The 21,336-nt window shown below is 42.6% G+C and carries 22 protein-coding genes; 14 read left to right on the plus strand and 8 right to left on the minus strand.

The window, feature by feature from the left end; translation table 11 throughout:
- Positions 1-204 precede the first annotated feature (204 nt).
- Complete coding sequence (locus tag ACEYW6_RS07705; protein WP_412979253.1) at positions 205-1,068, plus strand: phycobilisome rod-core linker polypeptide; 864 nt, start codon at positions 205-207, stop codon at positions 1,066-1,068.
- A 43-nt stretch (positions 1,069-1,111) separates the two neighbouring features.
- Positions 1,112-1,849, plus strand: coding sequence for a phycobilisome rod-core linker polypeptide (locus ACEYW6_RS07710; RefSeq protein ID WP_412979254.1), 738 nt, complete (start codon positions 1,112-1,114; stop codon positions 1,847-1,849).
- A gap of 517 nt (positions 1,850-2,366) precedes the next feature.
- On the opposite strand, the gene ACEYW6_RS07715 is transcribed toward ACEYW6_RS07710, so the two are convergent.
- On the minus strand, positions 2,367-2,558 hold the full coding sequence (locus ACEYW6_RS07715; protein WP_412979255.1) for a hypothetical protein: 192 nt from the start codon (positions 2,556-2,558) through the stop codon (positions 2,367-2,369).
- Positions 2,559-2,582: 24 nt separating this feature from the next.
- Here ACEYW6_RS07715 and ACEYW6_RS07720 point away from each other — a divergent pair, with 24 nt between their 5' ends.
- The 3 genes from ACEYW6_RS07720 to glgA all read left to right on the plus strand — a co-directional run bounded on the left by ACEYW6_RS07720 (position 2,583) and on the right by glgA (position 7,530).
- Complete coding sequence (locus ACEYW6_RS07720) at positions 2,583-4,847, plus strand: PAS domain S-box protein (RefSeq protein WP_412979256.1); 2,265 nt, start codon at positions 2,583-2,585, stop codon at positions 4,845-4,847.
- 143 nt (positions 4,848-4,990) lie between these two features.
- Entirely contained in the window at positions 4,991-5,959 is a 969-nt protein-coding gene (gene hemC / locus ACEYW6_RS07725) for a hydroxymethylbilane synthase (protein ID WP_190892720.1), read from the plus strand.
- Positions 5,960-6,090: 131 nt separating this feature from the next.
- Positions 6,091-7,530: a glycogen synthase GlgA gene (glgA, locus tag ACEYW6_RS07730; protein ID WP_412979257.1), complete on the plus strand. Its 1,440-nt coding sequence runs from the start codon at positions 6,091-6,093 to the stop codon at positions 7,528-7,530.
- A gap of 153 nt (positions 7,531-7,683) precedes the next feature.
- On the opposite strand, the gene ACEYW6_RS07735 is transcribed toward glgA, so the two are convergent.
- A complete protein-coding gene (locus tag ACEYW6_RS07735) occupies positions 7,684-8,955 on the minus strand; it encodes a HEAT repeat domain-containing protein (RefSeq protein ID WP_412979258.1) in 1,272 nt (423 codons plus the stop codon).
- A gap of 245 nt (positions 8,956-9,200) precedes the next feature.
- Between ACEYW6_RS07735 and ACEYW6_RS07740 the strand changes: the two genes are divergently transcribed.
- From ACEYW6_RS07740 to ACEYW6_RS07760, 5 genes are all read left to right on the plus strand, one after another.
- Positions 9,201-10,001 carry a DUF1838 family protein gene (locus tag ACEYW6_RS07740; protein ID WP_412979259.1) on the plus strand — a complete coding sequence of 267 codons (801 nt, stop codon included), beginning with the start codon at positions 9,201-9,203 and terminating at the stop codon, positions 9,999-10,001.
- 342 nt (positions 10,002-10,343) lie between these two features.
- On the plus strand, positions 10,344-10,583 hold the full coding sequence (locus tag ACEYW6_RS07745; RefSeq protein WP_412979260.1) for a hypothetical protein: 240 nt from the start codon (positions 10,344-10,346) through the stop codon (positions 10,581-10,583).
- 32 nt (positions 10,584-10,615) lie between these two features.
- Positions 10,616-11,524: a HEAT repeat domain-containing protein gene (locus tag ACEYW6_RS07750; RefSeq protein WP_412979261.1), complete on the plus strand. Its 909-nt coding sequence runs from the start codon at positions 10,616-10,618 to the stop codon at positions 11,522-11,524.
- 106 nt (positions 11,525-11,630) lie between these two features.
- Positions 11,631-11,930, plus strand: coding sequence for a type II toxin-antitoxin system HigB family toxin (locus ACEYW6_RS07755; RefSeq protein WP_412979262.1), 300 nt, complete (start codon positions 11,631-11,633; stop codon positions 11,928-11,930).
- Positions 11,914-12,312, plus strand: coding sequence for a helix-turn-helix domain-containing protein (locus ACEYW6_RS07760; RefSeq protein ID WP_412979263.1), 399 nt, complete (start codon positions 11,914-11,916; stop codon positions 12,310-12,312). Before ACEYW6_RS07755 ends, ACEYW6_RS07760 begins: the two co-directional genes overlap by 17 nt.
- Before the next feature lie 50 nt (positions 12,313-12,362).
- On the opposite strand, the gene ACEYW6_RS07765 is transcribed toward ACEYW6_RS07760, so the two are convergent.
- The 4 genes from ACEYW6_RS07765 to ACEYW6_RS07780 all read right to left on the minus strand — a co-directional run bounded on the left by ACEYW6_RS07765 (position 12,363) and on the right by ACEYW6_RS07780 (position 14,745).
- Positions 12,363-12,971 carry a HEAT repeat domain-containing protein gene (locus ACEYW6_RS07765; protein ID WP_412979264.1) on the minus strand — a complete coding sequence of 203 codons (609 nt, stop codon included), beginning with the start codon at positions 12,969-12,971 and terminating at the stop codon, positions 12,363-12,365.
- Between the two features lie 188 nt (positions 12,972-13,159).
- Positions 13,160-13,654, minus strand: coding sequence for a bleomycin hydrolase (locus ACEYW6_RS07770; RefSeq protein WP_196513167.1), 495 nt, complete (start codon positions 13,652-13,654; stop codon positions 13,160-13,162).
- An 85-nt stretch (positions 13,655-13,739) separates the two neighbouring features.
- The gene (locus ACEYW6_RS07775; RefSeq protein ID WP_412979265.1) at positions 13,740-14,297 is read right to left on the minus strand and encodes a bleomycin hydrolase; all 558 of its coding nucleotides are present in this window, start codon (positions 14,295-14,297) and stop codon (positions 13,740-13,742) included.
- Between the two features lie 277 nt (positions 14,298-14,574).
- Positions 14,575-14,745, minus strand: coding sequence for an NblA/ycf18 family protein (locus ACEYW6_RS07780; RefSeq protein WP_230966908.1), 171 nt, complete (start codon positions 14,743-14,745; stop codon positions 14,575-14,577).
- A 324-nt stretch (positions 14,746-15,069) separates the two neighbouring features.
- Between ACEYW6_RS07780 and ACEYW6_RS07785 the strand changes: the two genes are divergently transcribed.
- The 3 genes from ACEYW6_RS07785 (at position 15,070) to ACEYW6_RS07795 (ending at position 17,346) form a co-directional block, all read left to right on the plus strand.
- Positions 15,070-15,678: a phycobiliprotein lyase gene (locus ACEYW6_RS07785; protein ID WP_412979266.1), complete on the plus strand. Its 609-nt coding sequence runs from the start codon at positions 15,070-15,072 to the stop codon at positions 15,676-15,678.
- On the plus strand, positions 15,679-16,221 hold the full coding sequence (locus ACEYW6_RS07790) for a hypothetical protein (RefSeq protein WP_412979267.1): 543 nt from the start codon (positions 15,679-15,681) through the stop codon (positions 16,219-16,221).
- 357 nt (positions 16,222-16,578) lie between these two features.
- Positions 16,579-17,346 carry a phycobilisome rod-core linker polypeptide gene (locus tag ACEYW6_RS07795; RefSeq protein ID WP_196513163.1) on the plus strand — a complete coding sequence of 256 codons (768 nt, stop codon included), beginning with the start codon at positions 16,579-16,581 and terminating at the stop codon, positions 17,344-17,346.
- A 142-nt stretch (positions 17,347-17,488) separates the two neighbouring features.
- Here the strand turns inward: ACEYW6_RS07795 and ACEYW6_RS07800 are convergent, their stop codons facing one another.
- The gene (locus ACEYW6_RS07800; protein ID WP_412979364.1) at positions 17,489-18,409 is read right to left on the minus strand and encodes an RluA family pseudouridine synthase; all 921 of its coding nucleotides are present in this window, start codon (positions 18,407-18,409) and stop codon (positions 17,489-17,491) included.
- A 527-nt stretch (positions 18,410-18,936) separates the two neighbouring features.
- On the opposite strand from ACEYW6_RS07800, the gene ACEYW6_RS07805 reads away from it, so the two are divergent.
- A complete protein-coding gene (locus ACEYW6_RS07805) occupies positions 18,937-19,668 on the plus strand; it encodes a hypothetical protein (protein WP_412979268.1) in 732 nt (243 codons plus the stop codon).
- Positions 19,669-19,803: 135 nt separating this feature from the next.
- On the opposite strand, the gene ACEYW6_RS07810 is transcribed toward ACEYW6_RS07805, so the two are convergent.
- Positions 19,804-21,321 carry a thioredoxin-like domain-containing protein gene (locus ACEYW6_RS07810; RefSeq protein ID WP_412979365.1) on the minus strand — a complete coding sequence of 506 codons (1,518 nt, stop codon included), beginning with the start codon at positions 21,319-21,321 and terminating at the stop codon, positions 19,804-19,806.
- Positions 21,322-21,336 lie beyond the last annotated feature (15 nt).

The raw sequence follows: 21,336 nt of genomic DNA on the forward strand, positions 1-21,336 counted from the left end.
TTAAAACTATTTGCGAACTCTCCTTGAGAAAATATTGCAAAAAGTAACAATTTCTAGTTTTCGTTGCTTCTTTCCGATTTCTTTACCATTTCCTGAGCGATTTCCTTACTTTTAGTATGTAATTTTCTATTCTATGTAGGTTTCTAATAACCTCCTTTAGACGTTCCTAAAGAACTCTATGTTTAGCCAGGAGATTTTCAGAAAATGGCTTTTAGACCAAGTTCACGTTTAGGTGTCAGCCTGTTTGAAGACACTCACTCAACTGGAGGGGTACCTGGTTATTCGGCAGAAGAACTTGAAGCTCTCATCAGGGTTATATACAGACAGGTTTTGGGAAATGCGTATGTGATGGAAAGCGAACGGCTCACTGTTCCTGAGTCGCAGTTTAAGGGGGGTGAAATCAGCGTCCGCGAGTTTGTCCGTTTGGTAGCGAAGTCTGAGTTGTATCGTTCCCGGTTTTTTAGCAGTTGTCCTCGTTATCGGGCAATTGAGTTGAATTTTAGGCATTTGCTTGGTCGCGCTCCTATTGATTTGGAAGAAATGCGATCGCACAGTACTATTCTGGATGAAAAAGGCTTTGAGGCTGAAATTGATTCCTACCTTGATAGCAACGAGTACCAAGATACCTTTGGGGAAAACATTGTGCCTTATATTCGAGGCTACAAAACCGAAGCCTGTCAGAACATAGTGCAGTTTACCCATATATTCCAATTAGTCCGAGGTGCCTCTAGTAGCAGTCTCAAAGGCAACTTGGCAGGTAAAAAACCTCGGTTGAATAGTTTGGTAATTCAAAGTACCCCTACCCCTGTGGTTTCACCTGCTAGCGATGGTGCAACATTCCGTAATCCACCACTTGGCTCCAGAACCCTTCATGGTGTAGCAGCTAGTGATGAAGGTAAGGTGTATCGATTGGAAGTCACTGGTTATCGGGCAAATACAGTAAACCAGATTTCTCCATTTCGCCGCAGCAACCAAGTCTATCTTGTGCCCTTTAATAAACTATCGCAAGAGTATCAGCGGATTCACCAGCAAGGCGGTGTGATTGCCAGTATCACCCTTGTTAACTAGTAAAATGCCCCATGCCCAATCCCTTTAAATCTCTAGCTTTAATATGCCTATACCTTTGTTAAATTACTCCCCTTCATCTCGAAATCACCGTGTATCTGGATATGAGATTCTTGGCGACGAGCAACCTAGAATTTATACAGCCGAACATCTGCCATCATCAGTAGAAATGGATGCCTTGATTACGGCAGCCTATCGCCAGATTTTCCACGAACAACAGATGCTAGATTGCAACCGCCAACCCTTTTTAGAATCCCAACTGAGAAATGGTCAAATCACAGTCAGGGATTTCATTCGAGGGTTAGCAATATCTGATGCATTTCGGCGACTTAATTACGAAAGCAATAACAACTATCGCTTTGTGCAGATATGCGTGCAGCGCTTCTTGGGCCGTGAAGTTTACAATGAACGCGAAAAACTAGCCTGGTCGATTGTGCTAGCTACCAAAGGACTAGAAGGATTTATCGACGCTTTGGTGGATAGCGGAGAATACATTAGTAACTTCGGTTACAATACAGTTCCCTATCAACGGCGACGGATTTTACAAGGACGCTTTCAAGGTGAATTACCTTTTGCTAGGATGGCTCGTTACGGCGAAGATTATCGTGACAAATTGCCGCTTCCCATCACGAAAAAGGAGATTGAGCCTTTTAATTTACAAACCTTCCTACGCAGTTCTGATAGAGATGTAGTGTTATGGCTATTAGCTTCACTGCTGGGAGTGATTGTCTTGTTTGCTTGGCTAACTGCTTTTGGTTATTTGCCAAAATTCGGCGGATACTAGCTGAGAATTAAGCGGAGTGCGATCGCCGAATATAGCGATCGCACTCAACTTTTGAAAAAGGCAGAATAGGCCATTAAGCGTTTTTCATTGCATCTCTGCATGAAACAAAAATGATTTATGCAAGAAGTTGATTCATATAAAAACCGATGTAAACAATGCATTCATATCAAATTCTTTGAAGCAAAACAATGTTGCCGCCACAAGCGCATAAAAAGCTCCAATGTTGGATAAGAAGTCGCCATTTAATTTGTTCAGGCCATTTTTTTATATTTGAAACTATAGACTATTCTTGCGTTGAGAGATTTACTGAGTGTATAGTCGCGCTAGAAGGAACATTAATTTCTGTTGAGCCGGTTGACAAAATTTGGATGGGCGATCATCGTCAAGTTTTTCTTTATCGTGTCAAAGCCAGCTTATTTACACCTTGTCATCAGTTAAGGCAATACTGGTTTAAGTATGGTGGTTTCTATACTAGATTTGATAAAAATTGTTAAAATTTTTTGATGTCTCGCAACTTCTATACGATTTGCCAAACAACCACTTGATGCGTTGCTGACTCTGATTTCATCTTTAACCAGCTAAAGGCCTGTTCAACTGCCAACTCTAAATCAATACCATCTAAAACAGCCAAGCTATATTCTTTATGACAAAATTCTGGTTGTTGATGTGGTTTAAATACAATAACTGATCGGTCATCAGTATCAATCAACCATCCTAGCTGACAACCATGCTCATGCCGGATTTTAGTACTATCAATCTCGCTCCAATCTGTATTGGCTTTAGCGTTGTTGCATTAGGGACAATTTACTATTTTCTCAACTTAGAAGTAACTAGACGGCAACGGGCAGAAGTGGTGCTGCGGCAACAAACTGAGCGAGAGCGACTAGTAAACCAGATTGCTCAACATATCCGTGAGTCTTTGGAGTTAGAAGAGGTTCTTACTACCACCGTTGCCGAAGTGCGCGAGTTTCTCCAAGCAGATCGGGTGCTAATTTATCGCCTTTGGGAAGATGGCACAGGTAGCGCAATTACTGAAACAGTTCTACCTGAATATACAAAAATTTTAGGAGAAACCTTTCCACAAGAAGTGTTTCCTAGAGAGTATCATCAAGCTTATTCATTAGGAAAAACCCGTGCGATCGCTAATGTTGAACAAGCAGATGTAGAACCATGTTTAGCAGACTTCCTGAAACAGTTTGGTGTCAAAGCAAAGTTGGTAGTGCCAATTCTACAAGAGAATCGGCAAGCGGATAAACAACGAGATAGTAAAACACCTGCTTCTCCCCCTTATCTTTGGGGCTTATTAATTGCCCATCAGTGCGATCGCACCCGCATATGGGAATTTTGGGAAATTGAGTTGATGAAGCAACTTGCAACCCAGGTTGCGATCGCCATCCAACAATCCGAACTTTACAAACAACTGCAAACACTCAACGCTGAATTAGAACACCGAGTTCAACAACGGACTCAAGAGTTAGCTAAAGCCAATGTCTCACTCCGAGCAGAAATTGCTGAACGTCAGCGCACCCAAGCCGCGCTGCAAGCTCTAATTACTGCCTCTCCTCGGGCCATTTTCACACTTGATTTAGAAGGGAATGTGAAAATCTGGAATCCTGCTGCGGAACGCATGTTTGGCTGGACAGAGGCAGAGGTGATCAACCGTCCTAACCCAATTTTTTTAGATGACCAATTAGAGGAATACAATACTCTCCAACAGAGCATATTACAAGGAACAACTTATACCAGAGTGGAATTGCGCCGTTTTAAAAAAGATGGCACTGCGATCGATATAATTTTCTCTGCTGCTCCCTTGCATGATAGTGACGATAGTATCAATGGGATGGTGGCAGTAATTGCTGATATTACACACCAAAAGAAGCAGGAAGAACAGGTACGTTTGCTGCAATCTGTGGTTGTAAATACCAATGACGCTGTAGTTATCACTGAAGCCCAACCCATTGGCGAACCTGGGCCGAATATTATTTATGTTAATGAAGCATTCACCCGAATCACAGGTTATAGCCTGGAAGAAGTTTTAGGTAAAACGCCCCGTATCCTTCAAGGAGCGAAAACAAGTCGGGCTGAACTTGATAAAGTTTGGACAGCGCTATCTCGTTGGGAAACAGTCACCGTTCAGGTAATTAACTACCGCAAAGATGGCTCTGAATTCTGGAATGAATTTAGCATTGTCCCCGTAGCCGATCAAACCGGCTGGTATACTCACTGGATATCAGTACAACGTGACATTACCGGACGCAAGCGGTTAGATGAAATTCGGATGGCACTAGAGCGAGAGAGAGAACTCAGCGTCCTCAAAACACGGTTTTTCTCAATGGCATCTCACGAGTTTCGCACTCCTCTAAGTACTGCCTTAGCAGCTGCTCAATTGCTGGAAAACTGTCAGGATGAATGGGATGACTCTTCTAAGCGACTGAGGAACTTGCAGCGAATTCAACTCTCTGTCAAAAATATGGTTCAAATGTTAGATGATATTTTGACCATCAATCGAGCCGAAACCGGAAAACTAGAATTTAATCCCAAACTCCTAGATTTAGAAGAATTCTGCGGTTATTTTGTGGAAGAAATGCGCCTAAGTACAGATGAGAGACACACACTGAGTTTTGTTTGCCAAGGAAAAGCTGTTCCTGCCTTGGTGGATGAAAGGTTGTTGCGTTCCATTCTGTCTAATTTGCTGCTGAATGCAATTAAATATTCTCCTCAAGGAGGGAATGTTCATCTGGGTTTGGAGTTTAAATCAGATACAGTGATTCTCCAGGTTCAAGATCAGGGTATTGGAATTCCGCTAGCAGATCAAAAGCAGCTGTTTGAGCCGTTTCATCGTGGTAAGAATGTCAGAAGCATTCCTGGTACAGGATTAGGATTGGTTGTGGTGAAGAAGTGTGTAGATTTACACCAAGGTGATATTAATATCACTACTGAAGTAGGAATTGGTACAACTTGTGCGATCGCTCTTCCGTTAGAAGGTAAGTCTAATTAGTATTGTTTGAGATTCCTAAAACCAGCTTTTGGTAAAGAATTGTAATCCAAAATCCAAAATCCAAAACCCAAAAATAGTATGAGTCCCTGACTACGGTAGTCTAGATGAGAGTGAATTTATCGCCTAGTTTGATATATTGTTTTATGACTTCAGTTGTTTCTCCCCCACGCACTATTCGGATTGGTTCACGCAAAAGCCAACTTGCTCTGGTTCAGACCTACTGGGTACAAGAGCAACTCCAGCAAAGCTTTCCTGATATCACTTTTGAAGTCCACACCATGTCTACCCAAGGCGATAAAATCTTGGATGTAGCATTAGCTAAGATTGGCGATAAAGGACTTTTTACTAAAGAACTTGAACTCGGAATGCTCAATCAGGAGATTGACTTTGCCGTTCATTCTCTCAAGGATCTACCGACTCACTTACCAGAAGGCTTAACGCTGGCAGCAATTACTGAACGGGAAAATCCAGCAGATGCATTAGTAGTGCATGAAAAGCACAAAGATAAACAAATCGATACCTTGCCAGAGGGTGCAGTAATTGGTACATCTTCACTGCGGCGGTTAGCACAGTTACGCCACCACTTCCCCCACTTTACTTTTAAAGATGTGCGGGGAAACTTGATTACACGGTTGGCAAAACTGGATGCAGGTGAGTACGATGCTTTGATTTTGGCAGCAGCAGGGTTAGAAAGATTGGGCATGAGCGATCGCGTTCATCAAGTCCTCCCCAAAGAAATCTCCCTCCACGCCGTTGGACAAGGTGCTTTAGGTATAGAATGCCGTGCTGATGATAGTGAATTGCTATCTCTACTCAAAGCGATCGAACATCCCGAAACACGCGATCGCTGTCTCGCCGAACGCTCTTTTCTACGCTCTCTAGAGGGCGGCTGTCAAGTACCTATTGGTGTAAATACAGAAATCTCTGGTGAGAATTTAACCTTAACAGGGATAGTTGCCAGTGTAGATGGTCAAAAGCTGGTAAAAGATACCGTCACAGGGAAAGCTAACAATGCTGAAGGGCTAGGTAAAGAACTAGCAGAACTGTTGCGGCAGCAGGGAGCGCAAGAAATTTTAGAAGAAATTTTTGCAGTGATTCAGCGCGGTTCCTAAGCAATTGGGCAAGCCGATGTGATTAGATAAGAATTGATCGCCGTTGCACCAAAGACGCGACAAATCGCCTTGGTCGGGATCAGAAAGTTAATTTGACAAATATAGAGAGAATCGGGGAAGCAAAAATTACCATGCGGATTCTATTTGTTGCAGCAGAGGCAGCACCCATTGCAAAAGTAGGAGGAATGGGTGATGTCGTCGGGGCATTACCCAAAGTCCTGAGAGAAATGGGGCATGATGTGCGGATATTCTTGCCTTACTATGGCTTCCTGCCAGACAAAATGGAAATTCCCAAAGAACCCATCTGGCGAGGAGCTGCGATGTTCCAGGAATTTGCTGTTTATGAAAGCGTTCTGCCTGGTACTGATGTTCCCTTGTACTTATTTGGACATCCCGTTTTCCTACCCCGCCGGATTTATTCTGGAGATGATGAAGACTGGCGGTTCACCTTTTTTTCCAATGGTGCAGCGGAGTTTGCCTGGAATTACTGGAAGCCAGAAATTATCCACTGTCATGATTGGCATACGGGGATGATTCCCGTGTGGATGCACCAAGATCCTGATATCACCACAGTATTTACCATTCATAACCTGGCTTATCAAGGGCCGTGGCGTTGGTATTTAGAGAAAATCACTTGGTGTCCCTGGTATATGCAAGGACACAACACAATGGCTGCGGCGGTACAATTTGCCAATAAGGTGAATACAGTTTCGCCCACCTATGCCGAGCAAATCAAGACACCTACTTACGGTGAAACATTAGAAGGTTTGCTGTCCTTTATTAGCGGTAAATTATCTGGGATTATCAACGGGATTGATACTGAAGTTTATAATCCAGAAAATGACAAATACATTACTCAAACCTTCACTGCTGATACTTTAGAGAAACGCAAGGCTAACAAAATTGCTTTGCAAGAAGAAGTAGGATTAGAGGTCAATTCCAAAGCCTTTTTGATTGGGATTGTCACCCGATTAGTAGAACAAAAAGGCATTGATTTGATCTTGCAAATCCTCGATCGTTTTCTATCTTATACAGATGCACAGTTTGTGCTGTTAGGGACAGGCGATCGCTACTATGAAACTCAGATGTGGCAATTAGCATCTCGCTTTCCCGGACGCATGGCAACTTACTTGCTGTATAACGATGCCCTGTCTCGCCGGATCTACGCTGGTACTGATGCCTTCTTAATGCCCAGTCGTTTTGAACCTTGCGGTATTAGCCAAATGATGTCTTTGCGCTACGGTTCTGTGCCCATTGTCCGCCGCACAGGTGGATTAGTTGACACCGTAACCCATCACGACCCCGAAAATGCAGCAGGCACCGGTTATTGCTTTGACCGCTATGAACCCCTAGACCTTTTTACCTGTATGATCCGGGCTTGGGAAGGCTTCCGTTTCAAACCGCAATGGCAAGAACTACAAAAACGCGGCATGAGCCAAAATTTTAGTTGGTATCAATCTGCCAAAGAGTATGTGAAGTTATACAGGTCAATTTACGGCTTGCCAGAAGAAGAGGAGACACCACAACCAGAGTTAGTGTTAAACGAAGCAGTCACTAATAGCAAGTCATAAACCTCTGTAGAGGTGTACAGATGTATGCACCTAATTTTTTGGACTCGTGATAGCATTGTTCAGATTAGCCTAATATCTGAAGATGCTAATCATGAGTTTTTTTTGTTTCTGAAACAATCCAAAATCTAAAATCTAAAATTGAATGACTTCTAACTATTGATTACTTGTGGCTTTCGCCCTAATTAACCAGTCACTATCGTGAGCGCAAATTTCCTGACCGGACGAGTCTCCTAAGCGGTCTAATGCCCATAAACAAGCATATTTTAAGTCCCAAATCGGCGTATTTAGGCAAATTTTGAGTTCAGGAATTGCTCGTGAATCACCCAATTCACCAAGAGCGATCGCACAAGCCGCACGGGATTTCTGAAACTGAGGTTCACGGTTGTGCAGGTTTTCTATTAACAAATCATAGGCGGGAGTATATTTCAGCCAACCGAAAAGTTTCATCACATGATAATGAGCGCCATAATCGTTATATCCCTTGTCCAAATAAGTTGCTAGAAGTGCTTCGGGTGCTTCTTGTGCATAGATATCCAGTAAGGTTTTTGTTGCTAAATAACAGCGTCCAAAATCGGTTTCGTAGAGTTCGTTAATCACAAAATCCAGAACAGGGTTAGCATCATACTCATGTACTAGATCCAGGTCATTGGGATGGTCATAGAGTACTTGCTCTAAGTAAGGTTGAATTTCTGTAAAGGTAATTTTACCACTAGGAACGCCTGCATCCAAAAGCATTCGCAATCCTCGCAGCCGGAACACCAGAGATACAGGACAACGGGCAATTTCTGGGATGGCTTTGTAGTAACGTGAATCAATCAGGTCTTGAATGCAACCGCGCCGTGCATTGACGCTGGAACTTTGCAGCAGCGCCATCACCTCAGTGATTTGAGAGTAATCACCTGTGAACCGACAAACTGTAGCGATCGCAGCACTACGGGTAGGTTCATCCTCAACTTGGGTAAATTTCCGTACACGTTCTAGAGACGGTTGATAGTCAGCATTAGCTAGGGTATGAATTATTACTCGATATATTTGACCTGGTTTATCCAGCAATTGCGCCATCTCTTCAAGGATTTCTGGATCTTTAGTCCCGATTTCTCCGATCGCCCACACGGTATTTTCTACAGTATAAATATCATCATCTTTAAGACACTGCCGAATTACAGGTAAAGCTGATTCGGCCTGCAATCGCCCCAGACTTTCTACAGCTTTGCGTCGGACAATCCGGTGATCTAATTCATCAGGGTTACTGGTTTCAATTGCCCGTACCAAAGCTGCGATCGATTGCTCAGTGGGATAATTAATCAGATGGGAAACAGCAATATACTTATCAGAAGCGTCTTCGAGTTGTTCTAATGGTGTATCGATAATTGCGATCGCTTGTTCTTCTGTTAGCCCAAACATTTTAAAAAAACGTTTATCCATTGATCTGTAAATTGCTCTTGGATAATTGCTCAGATGTCACCTTTACTATCGTACTAGGGAGTGGGGACTGGAAAATAGCGGTAAATTATGTTTGGGGATTGAACTACTAAAAAATGCAGTTGCTAGTTAGGTTGGAGTTTACACCAAAATAAAATTCGCTCACTGAGCTAGTCAGTTGTTATTGTGATGTCTAACAACAAGCCACTTTGCGTCTACGCAACCATTTGAGGATGAGAAGAACAAATATGAGTGATTACTTAGATGACTACGAATTTAATAATCTCGATTTTTACAGAAAAAATCATGGGTTACAGCTTTATTACAACTGGTCTGGGGAAATTTTGTGGCAAGAAACACCAGACAAGCCAAAAGAAAAGTTATTTTCTATTATTGGAATGAATGCTACCAAAGTATTTATCAAGCCTGATTCTGAGTACGGCGAAGTCGGGTATCGCATTAATAGAGAATTGGGTTTATTTTGTGACCCGGATACTCAAGAGATTCTCCACTTTTGGAAGCCACCAACAGCAAGTCAATCAGTACCAGTAGTCCACATTGCTAACCGCATTGTCCAAGGCTCAGTCAAACCAAAGAAAATTGTCATACCCAAAGGCAGTGGATATATTACCTCTGTGATGGAAATTCCTTTAGAATACCCGCATCCCTTAGCAGGAGATAGCAAATATTCAGAGTATTGCCCTGGAGAAAAGTTTAAGGGAGTTGAGTACTTTATATCGAATACTTGCCGACCCGATGCAACTGATGTTCCTCCTGCTAAGTGGGCGCGGGACTGTCCTTGGTTGCCGTGGATGAAGTTAGGATATGCCCATCCAGCTAAATTAAGATTTGAAACAACAATATTTAGAGTAGATTCTTTTGAGCAGCTTCATCCTAGCTTAGTCAAGCTGGTGAGGGAAAAAGTCCCTATTTATGAATTCACGCCAACAGAAAGTGATGAACCGAATGTAACGAGCATTCAATACTTTAAGAAAAACTTTGAGTCTTACTTGCGGGGAGATATTTTTCCATTAGAGGAAAGCTGTTGAGCAGTTTTTGTATAGTGCTAGACCATGCTGTGCGATGTCTACGACGGGCTACGCCTACGCGCTTCAATCAAAAAAGCCTAAAATACTTATCAAAACTTGGTTTGATGGCTGTGGTTGAGTTCTATTTTTGAAGATTTCCGTCAAAAGCTTTACCAGTGGTTACGCGATCTGAGAAGATCGGAATATATGCATTTGTCAGCTATTTAGTTAGTTGCCTCTTGCCAATTGTTCAGTTTTATGTAAAGGCTAAGTGCTGGTCTTTAGCAAGTAACCAAATACAAATGATAGTGGAACACTGACCACACATCATTCATATAAACACGCATTTAGGAAACAAAAGTTATGGATGAAACCTCAGAACTCACAACAACCGATAACGTAACCGCTCAAGATGTAGCAGAGGTTATTGCAGAACTTGAGCAGTATCGGGAACGTCTAGTTCAAGAAACTACAGAAACAGCAAAACGGGCTAAGTTGATGAGAGTAAATGTTGTGGCAAAACTGGAGCCTGAGCTTGCTAAGATTGATTCCGCTCTCCAAGAACTCCGTAATCAACAGGCTGCCCTCAGTGCTAGTAATTAGTCATTTATCTTGATAATTTAGCTATAAGTCACATGCTCAACTCCGAAACTCAATCCGGGGCGGATTCATTAAATCTGTCTCAGGCAGAAACTGATGCTTTACTTGCAGCAGTCAGTGAGCAATTAGGCTTAAAAACCTTTAACCCTAATGACCAAGAGCTAGTCAAGCGAATGGTTGAAAGTATGGGAGACTCACGAGGGATGGTTAGGTTGAGTTTTGCAGAGGCATTGGGTAAAATCGGTAAACCAGCGACCCCTTTATTGATGGAAGCTGTGGCAAATCACCCAAACCCAGTTGTACGCAGAGCCAGCGCCAAAACCCTAACACTTATCGCTGACCCGATCGCAGTTCCCACCTTGGTCAACGCCCTGTTAAATGATGAAGATACGGTGGTCAAAACCTCGTCGGTGGGGGGGCTTGCCAAGATAGGTGAGGCAGCTGTGCCAGCATTGCTGAAAATCTTAGCGTCAACCGAATATCCAGAAAGTGCCAAAGGACATGCGGTATGGGCGTTGGGATTTATTGGGGCAGAGGCAAAAGAGCATTTATATCGAGAGATTAACTCAGACTCGGCTGAGGTTCGGGCTGCGGTAGTGGGTGCGATCGCTAAAATTGCTCAAGAAAGCACTGAAGAAGCAGCATTTAATATTTTAGTTAATGCCCTCACCGATCCATCTGAAATTGTGAGGTGTGAAGCAGCATCTGCTTTGGGTAGCCTTAGCTATCAACCCGCAATTCCTAACCTCGTTGAGTTACTGCATCATGCCGATTGCGATACTCGAAAAGCAGCAGCTCTGGCATTAATGAAAATTGGCGATCGCACTGCCTTAGAACCCCTGCAAGCCGCATTAACTGTGGAAGAAGAAGCAGGGGTTCAAGCGGTGATCAAGTTGGCAATTTCTCAAATTGAGAAACAGTTAGAGGAAGATGCTTGGGAATAGGGCGATACACGCTTACAACTTGACATACTCCTCTCGTTTTGAGAGTATTTAATTAGCAATTAGTTTTTTGTTGATTGATAAATATGGACAAAGAACCTAGAGACAAATGCATCTGATTGCGATTCGTAACCTCCGCATTGATGCTGCCCAGTACCCCGATGTCAAAAAGCAAATTAACGAATGGTACGCAATTGTTAAGAAAGTAGAATGGCAGAACTTGGAGGACGTTCGTCAGATTTATCGGGATGCTGAAGCGGTTGGAAATTTTACTGTCTTTAATATCAAAGGGAATGACTATCGCCTGATTGTCGGTATTGACTACGAAAACCAAACGGTTTATTACAAATACTTTCTAATTCATGCCGAATATGACAAAGGTAAATGGAAAAATGACCCTTACTTTTGACCAAGTTGCTTATAGTAGTCTGCTAGCTGAAGTTGCTCCCAAGGTGATTGAGACAGAAGAAGAGTACGATCGCGTCCTAGCTGTAGCAGAGCGCCTAACATTTTGCAAGAACCGCACTCCAGAAGAGCAAGCTCTGCATAAGCTGATAGTAACCCTGATTGAAGCGTATGAGGGACAGAACTATCCAATGGATGAATCTGCACCGCATGAAATTCTCCAGCACATTATGGAAGCCAGCGACACCCGTCAAGCTGACTTAGTGGGCATTATCGGGTCGAGTGGCGTGGTATCTGAGGTTGTAAACGGTAAGCGGTCGATTAGTAAGGCGCAAGCTAAGGCACTTGGAGATTACTTCAAGGTGGCACCCAGTTTGTTCATCTAATATATGCGTCCTACAGGGATTGATAAAGTAATTGTATAAAAGAGCGATCGCTACGTTCTTTTATAGTTAATCACCTGATCTAATCGTGGCAAAGCACTCACTGCGGACTCTCGAACATATGGATCGACGGATTCATCATTTGTCAATGCCGTGAGTAGTTCCACTCCTCGCATATCACCCATCGAACCGAGTGCATTGACGATCGCCACAGCCAGCGCTACATTATCTATAGTTTTCAGAGCCTCTGCCAAAATTTCAAAGGCAGGAGAACCAATTTCACCCAGCGCCATGACTGATGCAATATAAACAACCGCATTTGGATCATTAAGCGCTGTTTTCAATCCCTGTAAGCCTTGATCTGGAAAAGGAACATCTGGATGGTTGGCAGCAACCTGTGCTAACGCCTTAGCACAGCTACCCCGAATAGTCGCATTCTCGCTATTTACTAATGACTCTACCAGTGGTGGTACTGCATCTATACCAATAGCACCTAGTGCTTTTACCGCAGCTCGACGGTAAGTCACATCTTCTTCATCCAAAATACCCATCAGGCGAGGAATGGTATTTTCATCACGAACCTCAGCCAGTTCCCACATGGCTCGTTCCCGCAGATTGGGATTAGGGTGTTTCAACTGTTCAAATAGAGAATCTATGGTCATAAAAGAAAATTTTCCTGTTTCAATCCCCCAAGTTAAATCATGAATTACGAATTACGAATTACGAATTACGAATTAGTAACAACTGAGGGACTCTTGGTCAATCACTCAACCAGATACAGGCAAAGCAACAGACTGAGAGTCCCTGAGTTTTAGAGTATGACTATCGCTCGTCTAGTCAATCCGCGTCACTATGACAGGGAGTTGATTACATAGTCGAGGAGAGCGCGGAACTCACCCAACGCTTGAGGAGACATGTCACGAGGAGAACAAGCGCGATCGCGAGTGTAAGTCAACGCGGTAACATAGGGAGCGGTAGGCAGAGCCAAAGAGCGATAAACTTCACGAGCGCCTGCAATACCCCACTCATCCAGAGGGCCAGTACCGCCCACAACCAAGCTGTAGTTGATCAAGCGTAGGTAGTGCTTGATGTCGCGGAGGCACTTTTCTTGCTTGACTTGGGTGCTGCCAGCTTCGCCTTCTTGGGTCAGGTAAGGATATTTCTTAAAGGCAGCATCATAAGCTTCCTTAGCTACGTTATCGATACCAGCAGCTAGCTTTTCAGCAGCTTCTAGACGAGCACTAGCACGTTGAATGCTACCTTGAACGGATTCTAGGTCAGAGGTGGTTGGAAAACGACCTGCTGCATCAGCAGATCCAATAACCGTAGTGATAACTGATTTCATTGCTTTTTATACTCCAGATTAGATTTGATCGAGTGTTAATTTCAGTGGGCTTGACTAATAGGCTTTAGCCGTTAGGAATTAGCAATTAGCTCAGAGCAGAAATAACGCGATCGAAGTAGCTAGCAGCTTCAGCAGCTAGAGCAGAGCAGTCGCCTTGAGGAGTGTCCAGCTTGCGGAACCTTTTACCAGCGTTAGCTTCAGTGTTGGTGTTGGTGATGTGAGCGACGCTGATAGCCTTCAGGATTTGGAAAGCCCGTACAGATGAGCCAGTGGGTACGCCCAAAGCTGTGTAGGTTTCTTTCAAACCGTTCAAAGCACGATCATCCAATACGGAAGAATCACCAGCCAACAGCGCGTATGTTACATAGCGCAGAACGATTTCAGCATCACGCAGGCAAGCAGCCATCCGGCGAGTGGGGTACAAGTTACCACCAGCTTGAAGCAGACCAGTGTTTTCACAAGCAATCCCAGCAATGGCATCAGAAACTGCACAGCTAGCGTTACTGGCGATCGCATTCACAGCATCAAGGCGCTTGTTGCCTTCAGCAATGAAATTTTTGAGAGCTGCTAAGTCAGCACCACCGATAGGAGCGGTTTTGGCATCAGCCGCAATTACAGCTCTGGAAAAAGCATCAAGAACCATGAGTTCTCCTTAAATATTCACAAATGGCGGATATTATTTCTGGCATGTTCTCGATCAGATTAACTGCGAGTAGCCAAACAAAAACATAGGGGATCAATAGTACCCTAGTCTTTACTATGAGAGACAAAGTAATAATCTGTAATATTTACCTGTAACTTGGCTAGTCTGACAAAAAAGCCAAATTTAGCCTAAATGGGCAAAAAATTAAGACTTACGCGTTTCAATGGAACTCTGCCACTGCGTAAGCCTTAAGTAAAAAATTTTCTTTTTTAGTTGATCAAGCTTGTTTGAGCAGATGTTTAACCAAATTATCTTTCACCATCATCTGCCGCAAAACTTCTAACAAAAATTCCTGAGCCTCTTCTTGGCTCAAATTTTTTACCTGATCTTTCAAATTTTGTAAGCGAAACTGTTGTTCTAAAGTTAGTTCAATTGGAAAGTCCATCATTCACTCCTCGGATTGACTGAATCGAAGGGTATTTGTTTTTACCACTAGTGTGAAGGCGTAGGCTGTCGTAGACATTGCTTTCTACTATTTTAGCACTGAGATATTAAAACGTCTACATTGTCAAGCCATAAGAAATTACGTCCATAAAAGTTTACAATTACATAACAACATATCAATCTCTCCCTTTGTAGGGAGTTTATTGAAGCTGATCACTAATCGCTGTAATGTTTAGAATGTTTATATACCAATAACTTTAAAAAGAAAGAACGCGTAAAACATCATCCGCAGGAGTAATAAGTAGGAGTCAGAAGATTGATAGACGCAATGGAATTTTTTCAGCTAAGTGCTGGTAAGTGGCGATCGCAACGTGCAACTCATCACCTGGCGTTCAAACGCTCAGAGACGGGAGAATCGGATATACAGGTAGAAACTTTAGATGCCAATCATCCAGAAATCATAGAACTGTGCCAGTATCATCAGATTGACCCCAGCCTTTCAGTAGGAGGGTCACGGGTGCGTTGGCTAGGCACAATGGCTTGGGATAGAGAGGATGAAGAGAACCATCAGGGGAAAACCATATTTGCGATCGTGCCTGATGGCGATAACCCAAGGGCTGGCAAATTACTCCGCGAAAGAGGCTATGCCGAAATTGTGCCTGTAGTTGGTCTTTTTCACATGGATGATGAAGATGGACTAGTGTTGACAACCGAATACGAAACAATGAGTTCCATTGAGCGATTCTGGTTTGCCAGCCCAAATATGCGACTGCGAACCAGTACAGTAAAACGGTTTGGTGGCTTTAGCACGGCATCATTTTGTACCGAAACCCGCATTGAAACTTCTGTTGAGCCTTCCAGCACAGAAAAAGTAACAGAAAAACTTGGGGAGGATGTTCTGGAAAAAAGAGAGTTTTATTCCGTTTTGGGCTGGTGAATGATTCTTAAGCAGACCGATGCTTTTACTCGTGGCCGAGATTATCTGCATCGGGTACAGGAACTTGCCCTAGAACCGGGTATGGTGGATGTGTTCGATAACCTGCGCGATCGCATCCCCATTTGCACTTGGATCGGCGAAAATATTAACACAGTTAACGCTCAGATCAACGCCTATCTAGAACTTTGTCATGAGTGCTTTCACCCCCAAGAGCGTCGCCATATCCAAATTTTTGCAGTCCCTATAGCTCAATCCTTCGGCATAGATGGGCTGTGCAACATTCTCACAAACCCAATCACTATTCTGGTAGATGTCGGTCGAATAGCACCTAGAGACTGGTTTGGTGTAGTCATCCATGAATACGCCCACGCCCATCTAGGAGATTTTGGTCACAATCAGCAGTTTGCTAACATCCTATCTCATCTATGTTTAGGGCTGGGATTGGAACCACCCTATTGGGGGGAAGGAATGGAAGCAACTTTGCGTAGCTGGCCTCACTGTAAGTCAACTATAGATCCCCTGGAATTTTGGATAGGTCACTGAAGAGGAGAGGGGGCAGGGGAAAATATTTTTGCTTGTCCCCATTCCCGATTAATTTCTTTTGCTAAATGTTAAAAATTATTGCTTCAGTTAAAAAAAGTGAAACTCAATCTCCTAATCTAAAATATGTAAATAAAGTTTTTTAGTCATTTACGTAGTCATTAAGCTGGAAGCCCCACTTAATTTTATTGATTAGCTATGGGTTAAATCCAGCAGACTAATTGTTCTTCCTAAGAATAGTTAAATTACCCTTAGTTAAGTTTCGTGAAATTTTATCAGAATCTGAGGTTCTGATCCTACTACTCCCTTAATATGTGTTTTAAAGTTGTTAACTTTAATTAAGAACATGGAGGCTTTAGAGTGGCAATTCCTCTGTTAACATATGACCCTTCAAGTCAAAACCAGCGTGTAGCTGCATATGAAGTACCGGGTGATGAACAGCCCAGGATTTTTACTACAGACAACATACTGTCCCCGTCAGATTTAGATGTTCTGATCGAAGCAGCATATCGTCAGATTTTCTTTCATGCCTTTGCTGCTGATCGCGAAACATTCCTAGAGTCCCAACTCCGTAATGGACAAATTACAGTCCGGGACTTTATTCGTGGGTTGTTGCTTTCTAATACCTTTAAGAAAAGCTTCTACGACCTCAACAATAATTACCGCTTTGTTGAGCAAGTAATCCAGCGCGTTTTGGGACGCGACCCATACAGTGAGCGGGAAAAAATTGCTTGGTCAATTGTAGTTGCTACCAAGGGTATTAGAGGCTTTGTTGATGAAGTGCTCAACACTGAAGAGTACCTGAGCAATTTTGGATACTCCACAGTGCCTTATCAGCGCCGTCGCATACTGCCATCCCGCGCTGAGGGTGAGTTGCCATTCAACATCAAATCTCCGCGATACGAAGATTACCACCGTGCCAAACTGGGTTTCCCCCAAATCATTTGGCAGGTCGAAGTCCGCAGATTTATCCCACAAGAGCAAAAGCCCAAGGCAGGCGATCCGGCTCAATTCTTGTCTATGGCACAAAGTGTCAATGCTGTTGGCAATCCACCACAAAGGATCTCGTCATTCAACATCGATATCGAAAAGTCTGTACCTTATCGCCAGCTGGCTGGTATTAAGTAACGATTTTTGGTCTGTGGCTAGCTAATACATCGATTTGATCATTTTATAGCGTGCATAAGTCTTGGGTTATGTAGGAGTTTCATTTAGGTATAACTAGTGGAACAGACTCTATCCCATGTCTAATGCACGCTAGTCGTTTGTTTTACGGTGCAGTTCGTCTTTTTAACATCTCCAAAAGTTTTGTAAAGTGGCTGGGAGGGTTTGCTGTCACCTCAATCAACTCTCCAGATACAGGATGCTGCAATTTTAGTCGCCAAGCGTGCAGTGCTTGACCGGGCAGATTTACCCCTACTGAATGACCAGAACTATAAACTGGGTCGCCGACAATGGGATGACCCATTTTGGCGCTGTGGACGCGGATTTGATGGGTGCGTCCAGTTTCTAGTTGAAAGTGGATTAAGGTGAAGTTACCGAGGCGTTCTAGTACTTGCCAATGAGTGACGGCGGCTCGTCCGCCTTGTTCAACAGGCATAATAGCCATTTTTTTGCGGTCTTGTGGATGGCGACCAATAGGCAAGTCAATCGTGCCACTTTCAACTTTTGGCGCACCGTAAACCACGCCCAAGTATTCTCTCCGTGCGGTTTTAGCTTTGAGTTGCGCTTGTAGGTGATGATGGGCAACTTCTGTTTTAGCGATCGCGATCGCTCCTGTTGTATCCTTATCCAATCGATGGACGATTCCCGGACGTTGGACTCCCCCAATCCCTGGTAAATTGGGGCAATGTGCCAATAGGGCATTTACCAAAGTGCCATCTGGATGGCCGGGTGCAGGGTGGACAACTAAGCCTGCGGGTTTGTTAAGAATGAGTAACTGATCGTCTTCGTAGAGGATATCTAAGGGGATATCTTCTGCTAGCAATTCTAAAGGTTGCGCTTCTGGTATTTCGAGAGTGATGCGATCGCCTAGCCTAACATTGATCTTTTTGGATGTACAAACTTTGCCATTAAGTTGGACGTTACCCTGTTCGATTAACTGTTGGATGCGGGAACGGGATAAATCTGGTAATTCTTGGGAAAGATAACGGTCAAGGCGATCATTGCCTTTAGTGTTGACGCAGTGTATCGTATCCCTGAAGGGAAGTAAGCTAGACGCTGCATCCTCCAGTGGAGTTGACAAGGCATCGCTATTTTCTTGGATTTGTAAATTAAATTCGGTCACAATTGCTCTGGATTATTAATTCCCCATTCTTTAAGTAAAGCGCGGAATCCTTTTAGTTGGGCTTCTAAACTTATCTAAGTCAATTAATACAGCATAATTCAGGAGTCAAACAGGCTTTATATCTTACTTGTGTACTGAACCAAACTGAAATCTGCTGTAAAGTTTACTAGAATCTTCGCGCCATTCGCGTAGCGTTAGCGAATCCTTGACTATCTGACTCGCTAAAATCCTCTATCCTTCTTAGGTCACCCTTTGGGCGTTTGCGTAGCCTACCGCAAACTATTGATGTAGATTTTATGTGGTAACTAGCAATTCCCTCAACAAATATAGGATTTTTAGTGATATTTCTGTAACATTTTGCTCATATAATTTACGGTTATGAGATAATTTTCTACTATTGTTTTACACAAAGTAAATTACTGAATATTCGTATGCCGCAAGTATCAATCCCTAGTGTGGAGTTACCAATTCATCTCTGTGCTAAAACAATTGCTCGACGTTTAATAGTTATAGTTATCAGTCTCACTTTTGCAGGTGTCTTAAGTAGCTATTTTTGGCTTTCAGAGTTTACTTTCCCATCTAGCAAATGGTTTTACGAACTATTTAGCCTTGATAGAGAATTGAATATTCCTGCTTGGTATTCTGCATTCTCTCTATTATTTTGTTCGGGATTACTTAAAGCAATTTCTGTTATTAAGAGGAAAGACAGCTATTCCTCTTACTGGAAAACCCTATATTTTATATTTGTATATTTGAGTTTGGATGAAGCATTTAGTTTTCACGAAATTTTGATCATACCGTCAGTACGGCAAGCGCTTAACCTCAATCCTATATTTTTCCAAACCTGGGTTATTCCTGGTGCAATTTTAGTAGCAGTTTTTGCATTTAAATATCTAAAATTTTGGCTCGATCTACCTCATAAAACTCGATATTTATTTTTTATTGCCGCAGTTGTTTATGTGAGTGGAACATTAGGTATGGAAATGATCGGTGGGCTTTTGATAGAATATTTTGGTCGTCGCAGTTTCATAACATCAACAGGTATAGTTATTGAAGAATTTTTAGAAATGATAGGAATTGTGATTTTTATTTATGCATTGATAACTTACCTTAGCAGCTTGAAAAAAAATATTAAATTGAAAATCTATATATCTGAGAAATAAATTTATACATGCGTAGCAAATATACTGAATACAAAAAATATTAAGCGATCGCTCTACAACATTATTCTTTAATATCTCACCCCCAGACACAGATTTTTTCTGTGAGCCTTTACGCCTTCGCGCGAGTTAATCATTCTATAAATTAGGTGGAATACAAACATCCGGTGCATATAATCCAATCAATTCCAGCGTTGTCACTTCAAGAGTATTCAAATCTACACGGCGGATAGCGTGGTTATTGGTATCACTAATATATAGATATGAATTCATAGCACTCAATCCCGAAGGTTCAAAAAACCGAGTTTTTTTACCCTGGCCATTTTGTAAACCAGCAGAACCATCTCCTAAAACTGTTTGACAATTCCCTGTACTGGGACTCACTAATTTAATTTTGTGATTGTAAGTATCTGCCACCCACAGAAAATCCTGAACATATTCCACTCCTAAGCAGTGTTGTAAACGGGCATTTTCACCTTGTCCATCTACATCACCAAAACCAAATAAACCCCCATTACCACAAACAGTTCTCACTTGGTAAGGTTCTACAATTCCAACACCACGAATTGAGCTAACTTCACTGTCAGCAATATATAGTTCATTCCCATCTGTGCTGATCCCGCTAGGTTGGGCAAATGCAGATTCGGTAAGTGAACCATCAACGCAAGCTTCTGCACCAGTACCAGCATAAGTTTTAATGATGCTATTTTCTAAGTCCATTTGCCAAATTTGATGCGGCCCAGCCATTGCTATAAACAAAGTATTTCCCACTTTCTCTAAATCCCAAGGGGAATTCAACTCGGTTTCTAAACCAGCACCGCCATGAGGACGAATATTGCGGCTTTGTTCACCAGTTCCGGCGAGAGTTTCCACTAGCTGGCGCTTGAGATCAACTCGCCGTAGAGCATGATTTTCTGTATCAGCAACATAAAGAATTTGATTTTCGGCATCAAATGCCATTCCCTGCGGTGCAAAAAATTGTGCTTCGTTAAAAGCACCATCGGTTAAACCAGATTTTCCAGTACCAATCAAGTGCAGAATCTCACCTTCGAAGCTACTTATAATCAGGCGATTATGTCCAGAGTCAGCAATGAATAAACCCGTTGGAGTAGCTAAAACTTTACCAGGAAAAGCTAGGGGTGTGATTAATGGTTGGCGCTGTTTTTCTAAACTCAAGCTGAGTTCTTGAAAACTAATTGTGCCTTTCTCTTGGTGTTGCTGAATTAACTTTTGAATCAATTCGTCTAAAACGTTACGGTTTCCTTCACCAGAAATCTGGCCAATCACGTAACCTTCTGGATCAATAATTATTAATGTAGGCCAAGCACGCACAGCATACTCTTCCCAAACTCGAAAATTGCTGTCAACTAAAACTGGGTGTTCAATGTCGTAGCGCAGGATAGCTTGACGAACATTTTCTGTTTCCTTTTCGTTGTCAAACTTGGCGGAGTGGATACCGATAACAGTAAGACTATCTTTATATTTCTGTTCTAAATATTTCAGGTTTGGCAAAATATGCAGACAATTGATACAGCAGTATGTCCAAAAGTCTAAAATTACGACTCTACCCCTGAGTTCTTTAAGAGACAAGGGTTTATCAGTATTGAGCCAACAATAATTTTGCGGTAATTCTGGCGATCTGACACGGGGAATCATACTAATTTGTAATTC

Origin of the sequence: Nostoc sp. UIC 10607 (assembly GCF_047228265.1) — a bacterium.
GTDB classification, from domain to species: domain Bacteria; phylum Cyanobacteriota; class Cyanobacteriia; order Cyanobacteriales; family Nostocaceae; genus Nostoc; species Nostoc foliaceum_A.

What these genes read in the sequence shown, in the direction of transcription:
- ACEYW6_RS07705 (WP_412979253.1), top strand. Translation starts at nt 205, where the DNA reads ATGGCTTTTAGACCAAGTTCACGTTTAGGTGTCAGCCTGTTTGAAGAC.
- ACEYW6_RS07710 (WP_412979254.1), top strand. Translation starts at nt 1,112, where the DNA reads ATGCCTATACCTTTGTTAAATTACTCCCCTTCATCTCGAAATCACCGT.
- ACEYW6_RS07720 (WP_412979256.1), top strand. Translation starts at nt 2,583, where the DNA reads ATGCCGGATTTTAGTACTATCAATCTCGCTCCAATCTGTATTGGCTTT.
- hemC (WP_190892720.1), top strand. Translation starts at nt 4,991, where the DNA reads ATGACTTCAGTTGTTTCTCCCCCACGCACTATTCGGATTGGTTCACGC.
- glgA (WP_412979257.1), top strand. Translation starts at nt 6,091, where the DNA reads ATGCGGATTCTATTTGTTGCAGCAGAGGCAGCACCCATTGCAAAAGTA.
- ACEYW6_RS07735 (WP_412979258.1), bottom strand. Translation starts at nt 8,955, where the DNA reads ATGGATAAACGTTTTTTTAAAATGTTTGGGCTAACAGAAGAACAAGCG.
- ACEYW6_RS07740 (WP_412979259.1), top strand. Translation starts at nt 9,201, where the DNA reads ATGAGTGATTACTTAGATGACTACGAATTTAATAATCTCGATTTTTAC.
- ACEYW6_RS07745 (WP_412979260.1), top strand. Translation starts at nt 10,344, where the DNA reads ATGGATGAAACCTCAGAACTCACAACAACCGATAACGTAACCGCTCAA.
- ACEYW6_RS07750 (WP_412979261.1), top strand. Translation starts at nt 10,616, where the DNA reads ATGCTCAACTCCGAAACTCAATCCGGGGCGGATTCATTAAATCTGTCT.
- ACEYW6_RS07755 (WP_412979262.1), top strand. Translation starts at nt 11,631, where the DNA reads ATGCATCTGATTGCGATTCGTAACCTCCGCATTGATGCTGCCCAGTAC.
- ACEYW6_RS07760 (WP_412979263.1), top strand. Translation starts at nt 11,914, where the DNA reads ATGACCCTTACTTTTGACCAAGTTGCTTATAGTAGTCTGCTAGCTGAA.
- ACEYW6_RS07765 (WP_412979264.1), bottom strand. Translation starts at nt 12,971, where the DNA reads ATGACCATAGATTCTCTATTTGAACAGTTGAAACACCCTAATCCCAAT.
- ACEYW6_RS07770 (WP_196513167.1), bottom strand. Translation starts at nt 13,654, where the DNA reads ATGAAATCAGTTATCACTACGGTTATTGGATCTGCTGATGCAGCAGGT.
- ACEYW6_RS07775 (WP_412979265.1), bottom strand. Translation starts at nt 14,297, where the DNA reads ATGGTTCTTGATGCTTTTTCCAGAGCTGTAATTGCGGCTGATGCCAAA.
- ACEYW6_RS07780 (WP_230966908.1), bottom strand. Translation starts at nt 14,745, where the DNA reads ATGATGGACTTTCCAATTGAACTAACTTTAGAACAACAGTTTCGCTTA.
- ACEYW6_RS07785 (WP_412979266.1), top strand. Translation starts at nt 15,070, where the DNA reads ATGGAATTTTTTCAGCTAAGTGCTGGTAAGTGGCGATCGCAACGTGCA.
- ACEYW6_RS07790 (WP_412979267.1), top strand. Translation starts at nt 15,679, where the DNA reads ATGATTCTTAAGCAGACCGATGCTTTTACTCGTGGCCGAGATTATCTG.
- ACEYW6_RS07805 (WP_412979268.1), top strand. Translation starts at nt 18,937, where the DNA reads ATGCCGCAAGTATCAATCCCTAGTGTGGAGTTACCAATTCATCTCTGT.
- ACEYW6_RS07810 (WP_412979365.1), bottom strand. Translation starts at nt 21,321, where the DNA reads ATGATTCCCCGTGTCAGATCGCCAGAATTACCGCAAAATTATTGTTGG.